Annotated in this window: 20 protein-coding genes and 1 riboswitch; all 20 genes read right to left on the bottom strand. The window is 29.9% G+C overall.

Annotated elements, in window-relative coordinates; genetic code table 11:
* Positions 1 to 278: 278 nt before the first annotated feature.
* The 20 genes from gcvPB to AB1J10_RS02815 all read right to left on the bottom strand — a co-directional run bounded on the left by gcvPB (position 279) and on the right by AB1J10_RS02815 (position 16,201).
* Complete coding sequence (gcvPB, locus tag AB1J10_RS02720; protein WP_046208178.1) at positions 279 to 1,754, bottom strand: aminomethyl-transferring glycine dehydrogenase subunit GcvPB; 1,476 nt, start codon at positions 1,752 to 1,754, stop codon at positions 279 to 281.
* Positions 1,741 to 3,093: an aminomethyl-transferring glycine dehydrogenase subunit GcvPA gene (gene gcvPA, locus AB1J10_RS02725; RefSeq protein WP_046208177.1), complete on the bottom strand. Its 1,353-nt coding sequence runs from the start codon at positions 3,091 to 3,093 to the stop codon at positions 1,741 to 1,743. The genes gcvPB and gcvPA overlap by 14 nt, the downstream gene beginning before the upstream one ends.
* Positions 3,094 to 3,110: 17 nt before the next feature.
* A complete protein-coding gene (gcvT, locus tag AB1J10_RS02730) occupies positions 3,111 to 4,202 on the bottom strand; it encodes a glycine cleavage system aminomethyltransferase GcvT (RefSeq protein ID WP_064208915.1) in 1,092 nt (363 codons plus the stop codon).
* 73 nt (positions 4,203 to 4,275) lie between these two features.
* Positions 4,276 to 4,372, bottom strand: a riboswitch (glycine riboswitch).
* Entirely contained in the window at positions 4,359 to 4,883 is a 525-nt protein-coding gene (locus AB1J10_RS02735; RefSeq protein WP_046208175.1) for a shikimate kinase, read from the bottom strand. It overlaps the preceding riboswitch by 14 nt.
* A 164-nt stretch (positions 4,884 to 5,047) precedes the next feature.
* Positions 5,048 to 5,491 carry a competence type IV pilus minor pilin ComGF gene (locus AB1J10_RS02740; RefSeq protein WP_192945963.1) on the bottom strand — a complete coding sequence of 148 codons (444 nt, stop codon included), beginning with the start codon at positions 5,489 to 5,491 and terminating at the stop codon, positions 5,048 to 5,050.
* Positions 5,469 to 5,762, bottom strand: coding sequence for a hypothetical protein (locus AB1J10_RS02745; RefSeq protein ID WP_107520903.1), 294 nt, complete (start codon positions 5,760 to 5,762; stop codon positions 5,469 to 5,471). The genes AB1J10_RS02740 and AB1J10_RS02745 overlap by 23 nt, the downstream gene beginning before the upstream one ends.
* Complete coding sequence (locus AB1J10_RS02750) at positions 5,743 to 6,054, bottom strand: competence protein (protein ID WP_239991608.1); 312 nt, start codon at positions 6,052 to 6,054, stop codon at positions 5,743 to 5,745. The genes AB1J10_RS02745 and AB1J10_RS02750 overlap by 20 nt, the downstream gene beginning before the upstream one ends.
* Positions 6,051 to 6,149, bottom strand: a complete 99-nt coding sequence (locus AB1J10_RS02755; RefSeq protein ID WP_369003010.1) for a hypothetical protein — start codon at positions 6,147 to 6,149, stop codon at positions 6,051 to 6,053. Before AB1J10_RS02755 ends, AB1J10_RS02750 begins: the two co-directional genes overlap by 4 nt.
* A gap of 22 nt (positions 6,150 to 6,171) precedes the next feature.
* Positions 6,172 to 6,489 (bottom strand): competence type IV pilus major pilin ComGC, encoded by a 318-nt coding sequence (gene comGC, locus AB1J10_RS02760; protein WP_046208171.1) that lies wholly within the window; start codon positions 6,487 to 6,489, stop codon positions 6,172 to 6,174.
* A 19-nt stretch (positions 6,490 to 6,508) separates the two neighbouring features.
* A complete protein-coding gene (gene comGB / locus AB1J10_RS02765; RefSeq protein ID WP_064208911.1) occupies positions 6,509 to 7,576 on the bottom strand; it encodes a competence type IV pilus assembly protein ComGB in 1,068 nt (355 codons plus the stop codon).
* Positions 7,548 to 8,522, bottom strand: coding sequence for a competence type IV pilus ATPase ComGA (gene comGA, locus AB1J10_RS02770; RefSeq protein ID WP_107365890.1), 975 nt, complete (start codon positions 8,520 to 8,522; stop codon positions 7,548 to 7,550). Before comGA ends, comGB begins: the two co-directional genes overlap by 29 nt.
* 59 nt (positions 8,523 to 8,581) lie before the next feature.
* A complete protein-coding gene (locus AB1J10_RS02775; protein WP_107365892.1) occupies positions 8,582 to 9,205 on the bottom strand; it encodes an MBL fold metallo-hydrolase in 624 nt (207 codons plus the stop codon).
* Positions 9,206 to 9,207: 2 nt separating this feature from the next.
* Positions 9,208 to 9,531, bottom strand: a complete 324-nt coding sequence (locus tag AB1J10_RS02780; protein WP_064208909.1) for an MTH1187 family thiamine-binding protein — start codon at positions 9,529 to 9,531, stop codon at positions 9,208 to 9,210.
* Positions 9,531 to 10,517, bottom strand: a complete 987-nt coding sequence (locus AB1J10_RS02785; protein WP_070039362.1) for a glucokinase — start codon at positions 10,515 to 10,517, stop codon at positions 9,531 to 9,533. The genes AB1J10_RS02780 and AB1J10_RS02785 overlap by 1 nt, the downstream gene beginning before the upstream one ends.
* 305 nt (positions 10,518 to 10,822) lie before the next feature.
* The gene (locus tag AB1J10_RS02790) at positions 10,823 to 11,029 is read right to left on the bottom strand and encodes a YqgQ family protein (RefSeq protein ID WP_064208907.1); all 207 of its coding nucleotides are present in this window, start codon (positions 11,027 to 11,029) and stop codon (positions 10,823 to 10,825) included.
* A complete protein-coding gene (locus AB1J10_RS02795) occupies positions 11,013 to 12,464 on the bottom strand; it encodes a rhomboid family intramembrane serine protease (RefSeq protein ID WP_107365962.1) in 1,452 nt (483 codons plus the stop codon). Before AB1J10_RS02795 ends, AB1J10_RS02790 begins: the two co-directional genes overlap by 17 nt.
* 11 nt (positions 12,465 to 12,475) lie before the next feature.
* Entirely contained in the window at positions 12,476 to 13,018 is a 543-nt protein-coding gene (locus tag AB1J10_RS02800) for a 5-formyltetrahydrofolate cyclo-ligase (RefSeq protein WP_107391370.1), read from the bottom strand.
* Between the two features lie 132 nt (positions 13,019 to 13,150).
* The gene (gene rpmG, locus AB1J10_RS02805; RefSeq protein WP_019469354.1) at positions 13,151 to 13,300 is read right to left on the bottom strand and encodes a 50S ribosomal protein L33; all 150 of its coding nucleotides are present in this window, start codon (positions 13,298 to 13,300) and stop codon (positions 13,151 to 13,153) included.
* A gap of 129 nt (positions 13,301 to 13,429) precedes the next feature.
* The gene (locus AB1J10_RS02810) at positions 13,430 to 15,481 is read right to left on the bottom strand and encodes a peptidoglycan D,D-transpeptidase FtsI family protein (protein WP_070812736.1); all 2,052 of its coding nucleotides are present in this window, start codon (positions 15,479 to 15,481) and stop codon (positions 13,430 to 13,432) included.
* Between the two features lie 120 nt (positions 15,482 to 15,601).
* Positions 15,602 to 16,201, bottom strand: a complete 600-nt coding sequence (locus AB1J10_RS02815; protein WP_046208161.1) for a superoxide dismutase — start codon at positions 16,199 to 16,201, stop codon at positions 15,602 to 15,604.
* Between the last annotated feature and the right edge of the window lie 235 nt (positions 16,202 to 16,436).

A 16,436-nucleotide genomic window follows, 5' to 3' on the forward strand; every position in this document is an offset into this window, starting at 1 on the left:
ATTTAAATTTATGATTTGCTAAATATTATAAATAAACTGTTTTGAATGAATTTAAATACATGGTGAAAGGCAGTGATTTTATAATATTTCCAAGTAAATTCACACAATTAACTTCATAAGATTTATAGAGAATAAAGGGCCAATCCATTTTAATACGGATTAGCCCTTTGTTCTCTATATGAGGTTTATATCAAGTTATTAATTTTTAATTGAATTGAATGCTTCATACATAATTTGATTATCAATTCAAAAAATCCTTTAACATGTCATTTTAAAAGTTATTTTTCTGATCTTAAATGCTCAAATTTTAATACTGGTTGACGAGCAGCTTTTGTTTCGTCTAATCGATCAATAATCGTTGTATGAGGTGCTTCTAAAACTTTATCGGGATTTTCTTTTGCTTCATTCGCAATTTCGATCATTGTGTCACAGAAATAATCTAAAGTTTCTTTAGATTCTGTTTCAGTAGGTTCAATCATCATGCCCTCTTCTACATTTAATGGGAAATAGATAGTAGGTGGGTGTACACCAAAGTCAAGTAAACGTTTAGCCATATCTAGTGTTCGTACACCATATTCTTTTTGTTTTGAGCCACTTAAAACAAATTCATGTTTACAATATTGTTCATAAGGAATTTCAAAATGTTCTTTTAATCTTGCTTTAATATAGTTTGCATTTAGTACTGCTGCTTCTGAAACTTCTTCAAGTCCTTTATTACCCATAGTTCTAATATATGTGTATGCTCTTAAATAAATACCGAAGTTACCATAAAATGGTTTGACACGTCCGATTGAATGCTCGATATTATTATCGTATTTATACACATCATTTTCTTTAATTACCATTGGTTTTGGTAAGAAACTTGCAAGTTCTTTTTTAACACCAACTGGTCCTGAACCAGGTCCGCCACCACCATGCGGTCCAGTAAATGTCTTGTGTAAATTTAAATGAACAGCATCAAAGCCCATGTCTCCAGGTCTAACTTTGTCCATGATTGCATTTAAGTTGGCACCATCATAATACAATAATCCACCGGCTTCGTGTACAATATTGCGAATATCCATGATGTTTTGTTCAAAAATACCTAGTGTATTTGGATTCGTAAGCATAATTGCAGCTGTGTTTTCGTTGACAAGGCGTTTTAAATCTTCTATATCAACTTCTCCACGTTCATTTGACTTCACTGTAACAGCTTTAAATCCAGCAAATGCCGCTGAAGCAGGGTTTGTACCATGTGCAGAATCAGGAACGATGACTTCGTTACGATGTCCTTCACCATTTTTTTCATGATAAGCTTTAAAAATCATCAGTGCTGTCCATTCTCCATGTGCACCAGCTGCTGGTTGTAAAGTGACTTCATCCATACCAGTTATCTCTTTGAGTTCTTCTTGTAAGCTATGAATAATTTCTAGCGAACCTTGTACTTGAGATTCATCTTGTAGTGGATGTGATTCAGCAAAACCAGGTATTCTAGCTATTTTTTCATTTACTTTTGGATTATATTTCATGGTACATGAACCTAATGGATAAAATCCTGAATCAACACCAAAGTTTTTATTTGATAATTCTGTATAATGACGCACTAAATCTAGTTCTGCTACTTCGGGAAATTCAGCTTTGTTTTTTCTAATAAATTTGTCATCTAATAGCTTGTTAACTGCTCCATTATCAATTTCTTTTTTAGGTAAAGAATACGCGTAACGACCTTCTTTAGAACGTTCAAAAATTAATGGACTAGATTTACTTACTGCCATTTATTTCACCTGCTTTCTTAACAAATGTATCAATTTCATCTTTAGTTCGTAATTCTGTAACTGCAATTAACATATGATTGTCGAAGTTTTCTCCTATTTCACTTAAATCAAATCCGCCTATTATGTCTTCTTGAATTAAAGCATCGTTTACATCTTTAACTGGTTTATCGAATTTTACTACAAATTCATTAAATGATGTGCCATTGCTAACTTCAAATCCTTGTTGCTTAAATTGTTCTTTAGCATAGTTTGCATTCTCAAAATTTTGAACTGCAATGTCGTAAATACCTTGTTTTCCTAAAGCAGACATACAAATTGATGAAGCCAATGCATTTAATGCTTGGTTTGAACATATATTTGATGTTGCTTTATCACGTCTAATATGTTGTTCACGTGCTTGAAGTGTCAACACAAAACCACGGTTTCCATCTTGGTCTTCGGTTTGTCCAACAAGTCTACCAGGTGTTTTTCTCATGAGTTTTTTAGTAGTAGCAAAGAAGCCACAATGTGGACCGCCAAACTGTGTTGGAATACCAAATGGTTGCGTATCTCCAACTACAATATCTGCACCAAAACTACCTGGTGGTGTCAATAACCCTAGTGCGATTGGGTTTGTATAAACAATAAATAATGCTTTTTTATCTTCGATATATGACTGTATTTTCTCTAAATCTTCAATTGAACCATAAAAGTTTGGATATTGGACTGCAACTGCAGCAGTATCATCATCAATAGCATTTTCAAGTTTTTCTAAATCTGTAATTGTACCATCTAAATCAACTTCAACAACTTCAAATTCTTCACGTGTTTTTACATAAGTGTGTAAGACTTGTAATGCTTGATAATGCATGCCTTTTGAAACGACAATTTTATTTTTACGCGTTTGATTAAATGCTAAAATGCAAGCTTCTGCAAAACTTGTCATACCATCGTACATAGATGAATTTGCAATATCCATATCTGTTAATTCACAAATTAAAGTTTGAAATTCAAAGATAGCTTGTAATTCACCTTGTGAAATTTCAGGTTGATAAGGTGTATATGCAGTATAAAATTCAGAACGCGAAATCATTGCATCTACTACTGCTGGGGCATAATGATCATAAACGCCTGCACCTAAAAACGAAGTATGTGTTTCTTTAGTAATGTTTTTACTAGCAATTTTATTAAGTCTTTTTGTTAATGTGGTTTCAGATTCAGCATCGGGAATAGCTAACTCTCTGTTTAATAAAATATCTTTTGGAACATCTCCAAATAATTCGCTGATCGATTCAGCACCAATTGTCTCTAGCATTTCATTTTTATCTTGATCTGTTAATGGAATATAACGATGACTCACGGTAACACCCCTTTAAATTATTTACTGATTTGATTTTTCTTCACAATTTTTGCTTTTGCTTGTCTTTTTCTAATTTGAATAATAATCTCTTTGCCCATTTCAAATGCATCTCTATCAATTATAGCTAAACCAATTGATTTACCAGTTAATGGAGATTGTGTGCCTGAAGTAACTTCTCCAATTTCATTTCCATCGATATCATAAACAGTGTAACCTGTTCTTGGAATTCCTTTATCAATCATTTCTATGCCAACTGTTCTTCTTTTAGAACCGTTTTCTTTTTGATCTTTCAACACTTTTTTACCTATAAAATCGGCATCAATTAATGGTTTAGCAGCAAATGCAATTCCCCCTTCATATGGTGTAATTGATTCACTTAAGTCTTGTCCATGAAGTGGTAAACCAGCTTCTAATCTTAATGTATCTCTTGCACCAAGACCACAAGGTTCTACGTCAAATTCTAATATTGAATCCCATAAAAATGGTGTATCATCTGATTTACAATAAATTTCAAATCCATCTTCACCTGTGTAACCAGATTGGGATAATATTACGTTTTTACCAAAGAATTCAACATCTTGTAAGAATTCAAAAGGAGACATTTCTGATATATTCTGTTTCACATGCTTTTGAACAAAATCACGTGCATTTGGACCTTGTATAGCTAATTGACCATAATCTGTTGATACATTTAAGACTTCAGCATCAAAATTTTCAGATTGTTTTTTCATCCATTCAAAGTCTTTATCTGTGTTTCCAGCATTTACGACTAATAAATATGCTTTTTCACTGAGTTTATAGGTGATTAAATCATCGATGATACCGCCTTGCTCGTTACACAATGCTGTATATTGCGCCTTTGTTGTGTCTAAATTGTCAGTGTCATTTGAAAGCAAGTATTGTACTAATTGATCTGCTTCAGAACCTTTTATTAAAATTTCACCCATGTGACTTACATCAAATAAGCCCATATTAGTTCTTACAGCATTATGTTCTTCTTTAATACTTGAAAATTGAACTGGCATAGCCCAACCACCAAATTCAACAATTTTTGCACCGAGATCCACAAAGTTTTGATAAAGTGGTGTGCGTTTTAATTCATTTACCATTGCTAAACCCCCTATTAATATATTAAAAAAGACAGAGTAGACTAAGACTACCCTGTCAATAAATCCAGGAATGCGTCTCAGTATTATCCTTTTGCCTGAGAGTTTCGTTAAACTTGCACCTTCGGCGATGGTTATATAAATGATTAACCATTCTCTCTAATACTGGTCATTCGCTTTCATCGTTTCCAATATTTTTTTATATGTAACTGGAAGCGACTTATTACTATTCACTTTGATGAATGCGATTTCATTATATCTTGAAACTCTAGTTGAATACAAGCTTTTTAATTTAAAAAACGGTTTATTATTCGCATTGGGTCTATTACTATCATTTTTAATTCTATCGTATAGAATTTCTATGTCGCAATCTAACCATATAACATGTTTTTGTTCTTTTAATAAGTTAAATGCATCATTGCCTTCGATGATACCCCCGCCTGTAGCAATGACGTCAAATTGGTTCGCACATTTTTTTAAATACTTAAACTCTAAATTGCGAAATCCTTTTTCACCTAATTGTTCAAAAATTTCTGGTATTGTTTTTCCTTCTTGTTGCACTATAAATTCATCTAAATCTACAAAACTCAATTGATTGTTTTGTGCAATATATTTTCCTAATGTTGTTTTTCCTGTCCCCATAAAACCTATTAAAATAAGTGGTGTGTTAATTTTATTTTTCAAAAATATCTTCCTTTTGTAATTGTAATTTAATTTGTTTATCATAATATGATTCAATGTTATCAAGCGTTTTTAGTTGAAGATTAAATCGAGAAGTATATATTGCTATTAGTGATAAATATAGCATATAAATAACCATCACAAAAGGGTATATATACCCTTTCATATTAGAATTGAACTGCCTTTTCAAAGGAACCCCCTGTATAATACATTTTCAATTTTAATTTTAAATGCTTATTTTTTAGTAATATAAATTGCGCATTTTTTACATTGTTTAATAAGGTAATGTTTCCTGTGTTATTTACAGTTTTAATAATCTTATTATTTTTAAACTCGTACCTTATAATATTTTTCCTTATGCTAATTTTTAAAATACGGCCGCTTTTATCAATTTCAAGTGCTTTTGAATTGTTTTGTAACATTGCTTCAGTTATGTCTCTTGAAAAAAATTCTATATCAATTGATGATTCTAAATTAGATTGATTCTTTGTTGGAACGATTGATTTATATAATAGAGGTAGCATAGTAAATATTAATATAGTTATAAATAATGTAAATAATACTTCGATGTAAGTAAAGCTGGAATATTTACTTGTGAAAACATTTTTCATTATTATTATCCTTTGTTTTTATGCATAAATTAGAATTAGTTAATTTTATTTTATAACCGTCAATATTTACGCCGTTTATTAAATGCTCACTATCATTATATTTCAAAGCTAATAATATGATTCTTTTCATACTTATGTTTTCAATTTTATCATTAAAAGTATGATTTAATTGTAAAAGCATAGGCAAAAATACACTACACATTATAAGCATGCAAGTAAAAGCGATATATGCATCCATAAGTATACTACCGTTAATGTTTAATTTTTTCATATCTTAATCTTCCTTTTTCAATATGAAATATTAGTTTGAAAATTTCATTATCAACTGAAAGTGAGACACTACCAAATTTATTTATATTACCTTTATTGTTAAATGTTAAATATTTTATATTACTTTTAGGATGTACAAATGTATTTGGTGGAAATAGTATATCTTTGTTTTCAATTGACTGTTCTCTAACTATAATTTTATTTGAATAGTCGTTAAATATAAGTGTTATAGACTTATCATCTTTTATTGCTTTAGATTTTAAATAATTGAGTTGAGTGATTAAATTATTCATAAAATTATTGTTCGCATTATTTTTTTTATCATTAATAGGTATATGATTGACTTGACAATTAATAAGATACTAATAATAACCATAACCATTAACATCTCGATATATGTAAATGCTTTACTAGTTTGCAATTACTTCACCATTGTTAATTGTGATAGTAGCACCTGATTTACAATTTTTTTGGTTTTCTTTAATATAGCCATCCGCAATCAATTCATCTATAGATTGTGGTTTTTTATTATGTTTTAAAGTATATGCTTCAACTTGACTTTCAATCATTTTTATTTGGGCATCACAACCTGTACTTTGAATATGTGAAGATTGTTTTGCAATATTGGGTATAATCAATATCAGTAATAAACTGATAATTAAAAGTACGAGGAGCATCTCAATTAAAGTAAAAGCACGTTTATTAAAAAATTGTTTTATTTTATTCATTAAAAGCCTCCAAATCTTATTATTTGATCGTTTGCATTAGATCAAACATAGGTAACATAATCACTAAATATAGCGCAATGATTAAGATGCCTAGCATTAAAAATATAGCTGGTTGTATAAAATTAATTAATCGTTGCAGATAGCGTTCAATTTTTGTAAATATAATTTCACTATATAATTTTAATTCTATGTCTAGCTTTCCTATCTTTTCGCCTTCCTCAATAAAGTTAATCAAGCCTTCTTCAAAACAGGAAATCTTTTTTAATATTTCACTTAACTTATAGCCATTTTGTGTACCTGTTGCCAATTTTCTAGCAAGATAAATTAAATATGAGTCATTTTTTTGTTTAGAATAAATATCAACGATTGATTGTAAGTTCACACCATTCTTATAAAACAATGCAAATTCAGTAGAAAGTCTATAAGTTTTATAAAATTTGAAAAAAGTACGTAAAATCGGGATTTTTAATATAATTTTGTACTTTAAGTTAATGGGTAGTTTTTTTGTAGATATATAAAATAAGTAAGAAAAAATTAAGCAGATAAATAAAATAATAAAAAGTGTTCTAGGTAAATATATTAATAAAGATGATAAAATTAATTGTGTTTTTGAAATTTCAACATCAAAGCTATTATAGAGAGATTGAAATTCAGGTATAATAGTATGATTTAAAATGATTAACATACCTATAAAAATTGTAATTAATAGCAAAGGGTATTGAAGTGTTTTTAGTAGTTGTAGCTTTGCTTTGTTATTTCGAATTAAATAGTCTTGGGCATGTGGTAATGTTGATGTGAGTTCACTGAATAACTCTGAAAAATATATTAGCATGATAATAATTTTGGGATATTTTAGTAACAATAATATTTCGTAACATTGTGCGCCTTGATCTAGACGAGTATTAATCTGAGTCACTATTTTTGGTGCTTTTATTGTTAAGTGTTGTAGTAAAAATTTAAATGATGCTGATAATGTGAATCCATGCTGAAGTAAATCATGTAATCTTTGAAGTAATTCAATTTGGTTTTTTTCACTGATAATCATAAATCGTGGTGAACTAAAGATATCTATTAAGTGTTTCTTCACAAATTTCCCCTTCTTTTGCCATTTCATGCAATTTATACGACAAATTTTTGAATGTGTTTGGAAGTGTAAGTTGATTTTCAAAATAAAATGCTATATCTTCTCGAGTTAATTGTTCATAAATTAAAGAACGTTCATCTTTTGAGGTGTTTACTAATCTCTGATTGATAATACTTAATACCGTCTGTCGTAGTTCTTGAATACTTATACCCATTTCTAATAATCTACTCAATGCACCCTTACAATTATTTGAATGTATCGTTGAAAGTACTAAGTGACCACTTAAACTTGCATGAATAACTTGTTTAGCAATCATAGCATCCCTGATTTCACCAATAAGTATAATATCTGGATCACATCTTAAAATCGCCTTGAATGAATTAGCATAATTAATCCCTGCTTTTTCATTAATAGAAACTTGTGTTATACCTTCATCCAAACGTTCTACAGGGTCTTCTACAGTAATTATATTAACATTTAATTTTTCCTTTGCGTGCACTATCAGTTGATACATTAACGTACTTTTGCCAGACCCAGTAGGTCCACTAAACAGTATTAAACCTTGTTTTTTATGGACTAGTTTAAATAATTGATTTATACTAAGTGCTTTTGCTGAACTTTGAAAATATTGAGGTATAATTCTCACTACGCAACTTTCAAATCCAAGAGATAAAGGTAAAGTTGAAACTCTTAAATAGTATAATTGTTTAAGTTTGTAAGCGTATCTTCCACTTTGTGCGGTGCTGTGTGTTGATACATCTAAACCTGCTTGATATTTCATATATGTGAGCAACTTCCTATAAATATTGACTTCTATCGTTTCTATAGTGTTTAAATATTCTTTTTTTCTAAATTTAATGTATACCTTTTTGTGGTTTGGAATAAAGTGTACATCTGATACATTTTCCTTAATCGCTTTATCAATGATATTTTTAAAGAGTAATTTCAAAAAAACACCTCCTACAATAATACACGTAGGAGGTGTTAATATTACTTTATGAAATAAAACTAACCATACAAATATGGATTAAGTTGTTCGTCTTCTATCGTTGTATATGGCCCATGTCCTGGGAATAATGGTAAGTCATCCTCTAATTTAAACAATTTATCTAATATAGAGTCAACCAAAGTTTCATAATCGCCTTTATATAAGTCAGTTCTTCCTATACCTTGATAAAACAAAGTATCTCCAACTACAGCAAAATCATCAAATATAAAAGATAAACTACCAGGGGAATGTCCAGGTGTATGAAGTACTTTAAATTTAAAGCCCTCAATTTCCATAGAGCCTTCATCAATTTTTTGTGGTGATACATGACTAATGACAGGTGTTAATCCATATTGTTTAAACTTTTGTGAACCATTTTTTTCTGTATTAGTTAAAAAATCGAACTCACTAGGATGCATATAAACAGGCACATTAAATTTATCAACGATTTGATCTAAAGCCCCGATATGGTCAAAATGTGCATGTGTTAATAATACTGCAATGACAGGTTTATTAATTTGATTTAATTTTTTTATAATTAATTCATAATCAGCCGCTGGATCTACTAAAATCACATTCTTATCATTTTCAATAAAATAAGTATTCGTTTTAACTAAGCCCAATGCTAAACTAGATATTTGCATTGTTAGTGACCTCCACTATCTAAATGATTTTCAACAGATTTTAGTTTGTCATTCATTTTTCGAGATTTGTCTCTTCGATCGTCAATTCTTATATTAGTACAAACTCTATCAATACCTTTATCAAATGGTAATTCATGGATTGCTTGAACGACTTCAAATAAATCTTTTAAATCTCCCTCAATCAAAGTATTCATTGGTGTCAATTGATAATCAATTTTACCTTGTGCTTTAAATTCTTTTAATTTTGTTTGTATCTCAGCAATATACTTACTAACACTTGGTCCTTCCGTACCCACAGGTATAACTACTACATCTACTATAGCCATTATTTCACACCTTCCTTTTCAATTATATAAGTATAAATTAAACCAGCAGCACCAGTAATGCCCGCATCATTGCCTAGTTTAGCTTGAACGATTTCTGTACCTTGTTGTGCTGGTGTAAAAGTTAGATTATGGTACTCTGTTTTTATATTTTCTATTAATATTAAACCAGCAGTTGACATTCCTCCGCCTAAAACAATATATTTAGGATTACTTGTTACGCTGATAATACTGCACAAATATGCAATATAATTAGCCACGCGTTCGGTAATAAAGATACAGAATTGATCTCCAGCTTTTGCCGCATCAAATACTGCTTTCGCGGTAACTTCATTATCTTTTATTAATTGAAGTATCGAAGATTTAAACGTTAATTTAGGGTAATAAAAATTCACTAAATTGACAACGCCGGTCGCAGAAGCAACGGTTTCAATACAACCTGATTTCCCGCAATTACATTTAAAGCGTTGGTCATGGTCAACTCTAAAATGACCAATTTCAGCACCAGAGCCATTATGACCATGTACAATCTCTCCATTAGAAATAATACCGCCTCCAAGGCCAGTGCCTAATGTAATTGCAACCACATCGTCTGCGCCATGTCCTGCCCCTTTATGCTTTTCACCTAATGCTGCAACATTGGCATCGTTATCAACATAAACCGGACAGTCTACAAATTGTTGGAAAATTTCTCTGACATTAACTGTTTCTTTCCAATATAAGTTAACGGCACCATTCACTTCACCTGTTTCAAAATTCACTGGTCCTGGTATACCTATACCAACACCTAAAACATCTGAAAAAACAAATTCTGAATTATCAACATGTTCAACGAAAGATTCATAAACATTTTTCAAAAGTGCATAACCTGTAACATCTGACGTATCAGTTTTTATAGACCATTTTTCAATTCGTTCTAATTGTTCGTCGAATATACCTAGCTTACAAGTTGTACCACCAATATCTGCTGCTAAGATAATTTTTTTCATGTATTTTATTCATCCTTCTCTTATTTTTAAGGAATGCTAAATTGAATCCTAGTTTCGTCAATAGACGATTTTAACGATTAACGTGTCAACATAGTAGTCTTTTCCTTAAAATATATTTTTCTCTGCATAAAACATATATATCTATATTAATATTTTTCATTTCATAAATGCAATGATAATGAATATAAAGATACATTATATCAGCACTTGCATGATTGCTGTTATTTAGTTTCAATATTTTATCAATTTATTTTGGTAGATATCTATAATGTCAGTAACTACATTTTCATAAAACTTTCATAAAATCAGTGTTCATTTTTTCTTTGACTAATCACTAATTTGGACTTAATATAATCATCTTTAGAAATTAAATTATAGGAATATAGTGAATGAAGCTCTTGTTCCATCATTTCATAAACATCATTTTTATCCTTAAAATATATAATAAAACCAAATTTTTTTAAAAGTTGTTGAACATCATAAAAAGTATTAATCTCATGAATCACTGTCATCGCTCAATTCTTTATTTAAATTTATATAATCATTATTTGTTGGATCTAATTTCAAAGCGGACTTAATGTATTTTCTTGCTTTATCTTTGTTATCGATGGATCTATTTGCAACCGCTAGTTGGTAATTTAATAATGCAGAATCTGGGAAGTTTCTTAAACCTCTTTCCCATGTTGCCATACCCTCTGATTTTGAATCAGTTGTCGCATTAATTAGTCCTTTTAGGTAGTATGTTTCATCATCAGCATAACTTTTATTCACCGTATGTTGTACCATATCTTCAGCACTTTTATAATTGCCATTTTTCATTTCTTTTTCAATGATTGTATTATAAATATTATCTTCTTGAATCGTAAAAATCCTAATTTGTGCTGCAATAAATAAAATAATCATTACAATTAGAAAAAACCAGAATTTATTTTGATTAATTCTAAAATAATATCCTATAAGTGTTATCAATAAACCACCAATAAATCCACCAACATGTGCTACAATATTTACATTTTGCATTAGTAATGAAACGCCAATTAGGACGAAAAGAACAATTAGCAATTGACCAATCAACTTTTGGTTAAATTGTTTACCAATATACATAAAAGCAAAAATGGCACCTATCAGACCAAATATAGCACCGCTTGCACCAACGGAAACGGTGTCTGTATTAAAAGATAATGAAGCAAAATTACCAAACAAACCAGAAACAAAATAAATAATTAAAAATCTCCAATGCCCAACGATAGATTCTACTATTTTTCCAAAAATAAATAAACTTAACATATTCATTAATATATGTTCAAAGTTATAATGTAAAAATATGGATGTAATGAGTCTGTACCATTCTCCGTGGACGACATTAAAATGTACAAGACCCCCAACATCTAAAAGTTTTAAATCAGAAAATCGATTTAACAATAATACCATCGAAAGCCAGATAATAATATTAATTATTATTAATAAATATGTAACTGGGGCAAATTTTAGCATATGTTTTTCAATAGGATTATTATTTAATGCTCTTTGTTTATAAAAACCTTTTGTATGGTTTGAATCGCGATTAAAGACAAACTTCACAAAAAAGTTAGGCATTATTTGATCTATATGCTCTTTTTGACGTAAAATTTTCACTTTGAATTTAACTGATTTTAGCTCATCTAAATTTTCATTTGTAAATGTTTTATCGGTATAAATATATAAATTATAATTATGGGGTTTGAAACCTAAAAATGTAATTATATCTTCTTCATGGTCTTGGATTCTACTTTTATCAAATCTTACTTCTTGTGTAGAATTAGCACCAAATTTAAATATTGCAACGGATTGCTTTCTTTTATTTGCAAGCCAAACTTCAGTATCATCTTGATTACGATGCACAACTTGATAATTCAAATATTTTATCCAAGTGTAAATTGACTTCCAAAAATGCTTTTCTGTAATCATTTTTCCCTCCATTAATTTGTAGTCGCTATAATTAGTTTTTGCACTGGTTGATCATGTGCTTCTATTTCAAAATCATTTATTTGAAAGTCATAAATTAAACTTATTGTTGGCTGCAGATGTTGTGATAAAAATTTATCAAAATAGCCGCCACCATAGCCGATTCTATAACCTTTATTATTAAATACTACACCAGGCACGATTAATAGGTCTAAATCATTTGTTATTTCTGTGTCACTTGTAACATAATTAATTCCTTTATCGTCAGGTGCAATATTTGATAAATTATCTAACTCCTTAAATGACATTGTTTTATTTTTATAATTAGTTTCTGGTACAAATACTTTTTTATCATCATTTAATATTTTCGAAATGATGGGATAAGTATCTACTTCATGTTGCATTGAGAGGACAACTCCAATACGATATGCCGATTTATATTCAGATGTATTCATTAATTGTTGTGTTAAGTATTGATCAGCAGATAATTTTTGATCTTGATCCGAAAATTGTTTCATTTTATTTATGGTTTCTTTTCTTAACTTATGTTTACTCATATATGACACCTTCCCATTTTATATCCTCTTTTATTATAACGATAATAATATATTATGTCATCAAACTGTCATTTCAATATTTTTAATAAAAAATAACCAGATTCTAAAATTAGAATCTGGTTAAAAATTTAATTATTTTGTTTCACGGTGCAATGTATGTTTGTTATCACGAGCACAGTGTTTTTTCATTTCGATACGTTCAGGATTAGTACGTTTATTTTTTGTTGTGATGTAGTTTCTTTCCCCACATTCTGTGCAAGCTAGTGTTACGTTTACGCGCATGCTAATTCCTCCTTACCTTTTCAAAATACGACTTATTTATCATACCATTTAGTTATAAAATTGAAAAGTATTATTTTTCATATATACCATACCCATAGGTTTTTAACTTAAAAATGAGTTATATGAATTTTATTTTTTATCTTTTTCCTTAAAATAATAGTTAATGATGTCTCTACCTAAGTCACCACCATTAAGCCAAGGTTCTGGAACAGGTTGATTTGTATATACAATTGAAAATGCTAATTTCGGATTATTACTTGGTGCATAACCTACATAAGTTGAATTTACTTTTGGTTTACCGTCCTGGAATACTTCTGCTGTACCAGTTTTACCAGCTGAAGGCACAACAGTATCATTGAAACTTTGATAACCTGTACCTTCTTTTTCATTATATGCCATTTTGAAACCTTCTTGTACTTGCTTAACTTGATCTGATGTATTGTTAACTTTATTTAATACGTCGCCTTTTACTTTTTGTTTCACGGGTCCTAATGAATCTTTATTTGTTGCTTTTCTGATTTCTAAACCAATATGTGGTTGAATTCTATAACCACTGTTCGCAATCGTGGAAGCATATTGTGATAACTGTAACGGTGAATAAGTGTCATATTGTCCAATTGCCAAATCTAAATAATTACCTGGATTATCTGTTAGCGGTTCTATTTGTCCGCCAGTCTCATTTGGTAAATCGATACCTGTTTTAACACCTAAACCAACTTGATTTAGTCCTTTTCGTAATTTTTGACCTGCTTCTGAGATATCAGTTGGTAGTGACATGTTTGGCGCGTATGGTGAACCTGCAATTTTTAATGCTGTTTTAAACATATATACGTTTGATGAATGCATTAAAGCTTCTTTATCATCTATAGTTACTTTACCGTCTTGGTTAAAGTATGAACGTTTAGAAAGACCACCAGAAAATTTCAATGGTTCATCAACCATTTTTTCGCCCACATTAATTGCATTGTTTTGATAACCAGCAAGTAATGTTCCGCCTTTAACAGACGATCCAACAGCGTATTGTGATGTGAAAGTTCCGATATCATAATCGGTTAAATCACCATTTTTATCAATTTGTTTACCAGCCATTGCTAAAATATCGCCATTATTCGGATTTTGAACAACCACTAAAGCATTGTCCATATCTTTAGCACCTTCACTACGTAATTTGCTTATTTGTTTTTCTAAATATTCTTCAGTTTTCTTTTGCAAATCAATATCAATACTTAAAACAAGATCATCTCCGCGTGACCCCTTATGAATCACTTGTGAGTCAATAACTTCTCCCGATTTATCTGTTGTATATTTCATTTCTTTCTTTTTACCTTTGAGAATATCATCATACTGATATTCCAAATAAGATTTTCCTACACGATCATTTCTTGAATAACCTTTTGACAAATATTGTTCTGTTAATTCTTTTGGAATACCTTCTTGTGTCGTAGAGACATCACCAAAAATACCACGTAATGTATCATCATATGGATACTTTCGATCCCAGTCCATTGTTGTATTAACCCCTGGTAAATCAGAAAGTTTTTGTGACACTGCAGCATATTCTTCATCAGTAACATCTTCATTTTTAATCATTTGAGGATCTAATGCAGAACCTGACATCATCTCTCTAAATATCGCTAATACTTGTAAATCTTTGTCTGAAAATGAATCAAATTGTTGCTTTCCAATTTTTTTATGTAACGTTTCATCATATTGTTCTTGAGAAATACTCCCATCATCTAACAATGCTTGTTCTTTTTTCATTAATTTGTCAGCTTGATTAGGGTGTTTCAAAATCCAAAAATCTTGTTTATCTCGATCTGTGATTTTATCGGTATCCATTTTTATAAGTTTCGATAAATCAGTAGCTATTTTTAAAACTTCTGATTGAGAAGTTTTTCTTCCCCGAGAAAAAGTGATGGCTTTTTTTGATGCATTATCTACTAGAACTTTACCATTTCTATCGAGAATTCTTCCTCTCGGAACAGCTTCATTAACAGTTAAATTCTCACTATTTTTAATTAATTGTTTATAATGAGAGCCTTGTGCAATTTGCAAATAGCCTAATCGTAAGACAATTATTGCAAAAATAAATACAATTAGACCAAACACAAAGCTTATTCTTTTATTCATCGTATTTCTTATTTTCTCATCGTTTGATTTTTCCTTTAATCTTTTTAGCAAAACAACATACCTCTATTCAAAAGTGATCACTTTAAATGATATATGAAATTGATACAGATTTCTATTATTTTAAATAAAAAAATGACGACCTGTGTAAGGCCGTCAAAAATAGAAACTTAATTATTTAGCAGCGTTATATAATTCATCAACTTTTTCCCAATTTACAACGTTCCAGAAAGCACTAATATATTCTGGACGTTTGTTTTGGTATTTAAGATAATAAGCATGTTCCCAAACGTCTAAGCCTAAGATAGGTGTTTTACCTTCAGTTAATGGGTTATCTTGGTTTGGAGTTGTAACAATTTCTAAATTGCCATTATTAACAACTAGCCAAGCCCAACCTGAACCAAAACGAGCTGCAGCTTTATCTGCAAATTCTTCTTTAAATGCATCTAAAGAACCCCATTGTTCTTTAATTTTATCAACTACAGTTCCTTTTTCTTCAGAGTTTGGAGTTAATAATTCCCAGAATAATGAATGGTTTAAGTGTCCACCACCATTATTTCTAACAGCTGTTTGAATATTTTCTGGTACACTGTCTAAATTTGCTACAATTTCTTCAATTGATTTAGATTCTAAATCAGTACCTTCAATTGCTGCATTTAATTTAGTAACATAAGTGTTATGATGTTTGTCATGGTGGATTTCCATTGTTTGTTGATCAATATGTGGTTCTAATGCGTCAGAACCATAAGGTAAATTTGGTAATTCAAAAGCCATAAATAATCATCCTCCTAATTAATCTGTAAATAAAGCATAACAACTAAAAATGATTACAACAATGAATATGCTTACAAACTTATTCAAAAGTCATAAAATTATATTTGTTATCTTTAGTTCCTTTACTATTATATCTCAAAATAGTGGATTTTAAACATAAAGGACAAAGTATTTTAAAAATTCAATAAAATTCAGACTAATGACCTATATTTAGAAGGGAACTTTTTAGTAATAA

The sequence above is a fragment of the Staphylococcus cohnii species complex 1663 genome (genome assembly GCF_041008415.1).
Classification (GTDB): domain Bacteria; phylum Bacillota; class Bacilli; order Staphylococcales; family Staphylococcaceae; genus Staphylococcus; species Staphylococcus ureilyticus.

Coding starts and splice junctions, on each gene's coding strand:
- AB1J10_RS02775 (WP_107365892.1), bottom strand. CDS start 9,205: ATGCAAATATCTAGTTTAGCATTGGGCTTAGTTAAAACGAATACTTAT.
- gcvT (WP_064208915.1), bottom strand. CDS start 4,202: ATGGTAAATGAATTAAAACGCACACCACTTTATCAAAACTTTGTGGAT.
- gcvPB (WP_046208178.1), bottom strand. CDS start 1,754: ATGGCAGTAAGTAAATCTAGTCCATTAATTTTTGAACGTTCTAAAGAA.
- AB1J10_RS02745 (WP_107520903.1), bottom strand. CDS start 5,762: ATGAAAAAATTAAACATTAACGGTAGTATACTTATGGATGCATATATC.
- comGC (WP_046208171.1), bottom strand. CDS start 6,489: ATGAATAAAATAAAACAATTTTTTAATAAACGTGCTTTTACTTTAATT.
- AB1J10_RS02755 (WP_369003010.1), bottom strand. CDS start 6,149: ATGTTAATGGTTATGGTTATTATTAGTATCTTATTAATTGTCAAGTCA.
- rpmG (WP_019469354.1), bottom strand. CDS start 13,300: ATGCGCGTAAACGTAACACTAGCTTGCACAGAATGTGGGGAAAGAAAC.
- AB1J10_RS02785 (WP_070039362.1), bottom strand. CDS start 10,517: ATGAAAAAAATTATCTTAGCAGCAGATATTGGTGGTACAACTTGTAAG.
- AB1J10_RS02740 (WP_192945963.1), bottom strand. CDS start 5,491: ATGAAAAATGTTTTCACAAGTAAATATTCCAGCTTTACTTACATCGAA.
- AB1J10_RS02780 (WP_064208909.1), bottom strand. CDS start 9,531: ATGGCTATAGTAGATGTAGTAGTTATACCTGTGGGTACGGAAGGACCA.
- AB1J10_RS02790 (WP_064208907.1), bottom strand. CDS start 11,029: ATGACAGTGATTCATGAGATTAATACTTTTTATGATGTTCAACAACTT.
- AB1J10_RS02795 (WP_107365962.1), bottom strand. CDS start 12,464: ATGATTACAGAAAAGCATTTTTGGAAGTCAATTTACACTTGGATAAAA.
- AB1J10_RS02800 (WP_107391370.1), bottom strand. CDS start 13,018: ATGAGTAAACATAAGTTAAGAAAAGAAACCATAAATAAAATGAAACAA.
- AB1J10_RS02815 (WP_046208161.1), bottom strand. CDS start 16,201: ATGGCTTTTGAATTACCAAATTTACCTTATGGTTCTGACGCATTAGAA.
- AB1J10_RS02750 (WP_239991608.1), bottom strand. CDS start 6,054: ATGAATAATTTAATCACTCAACTCAATTATTTAAAATCTAAAGCAATA.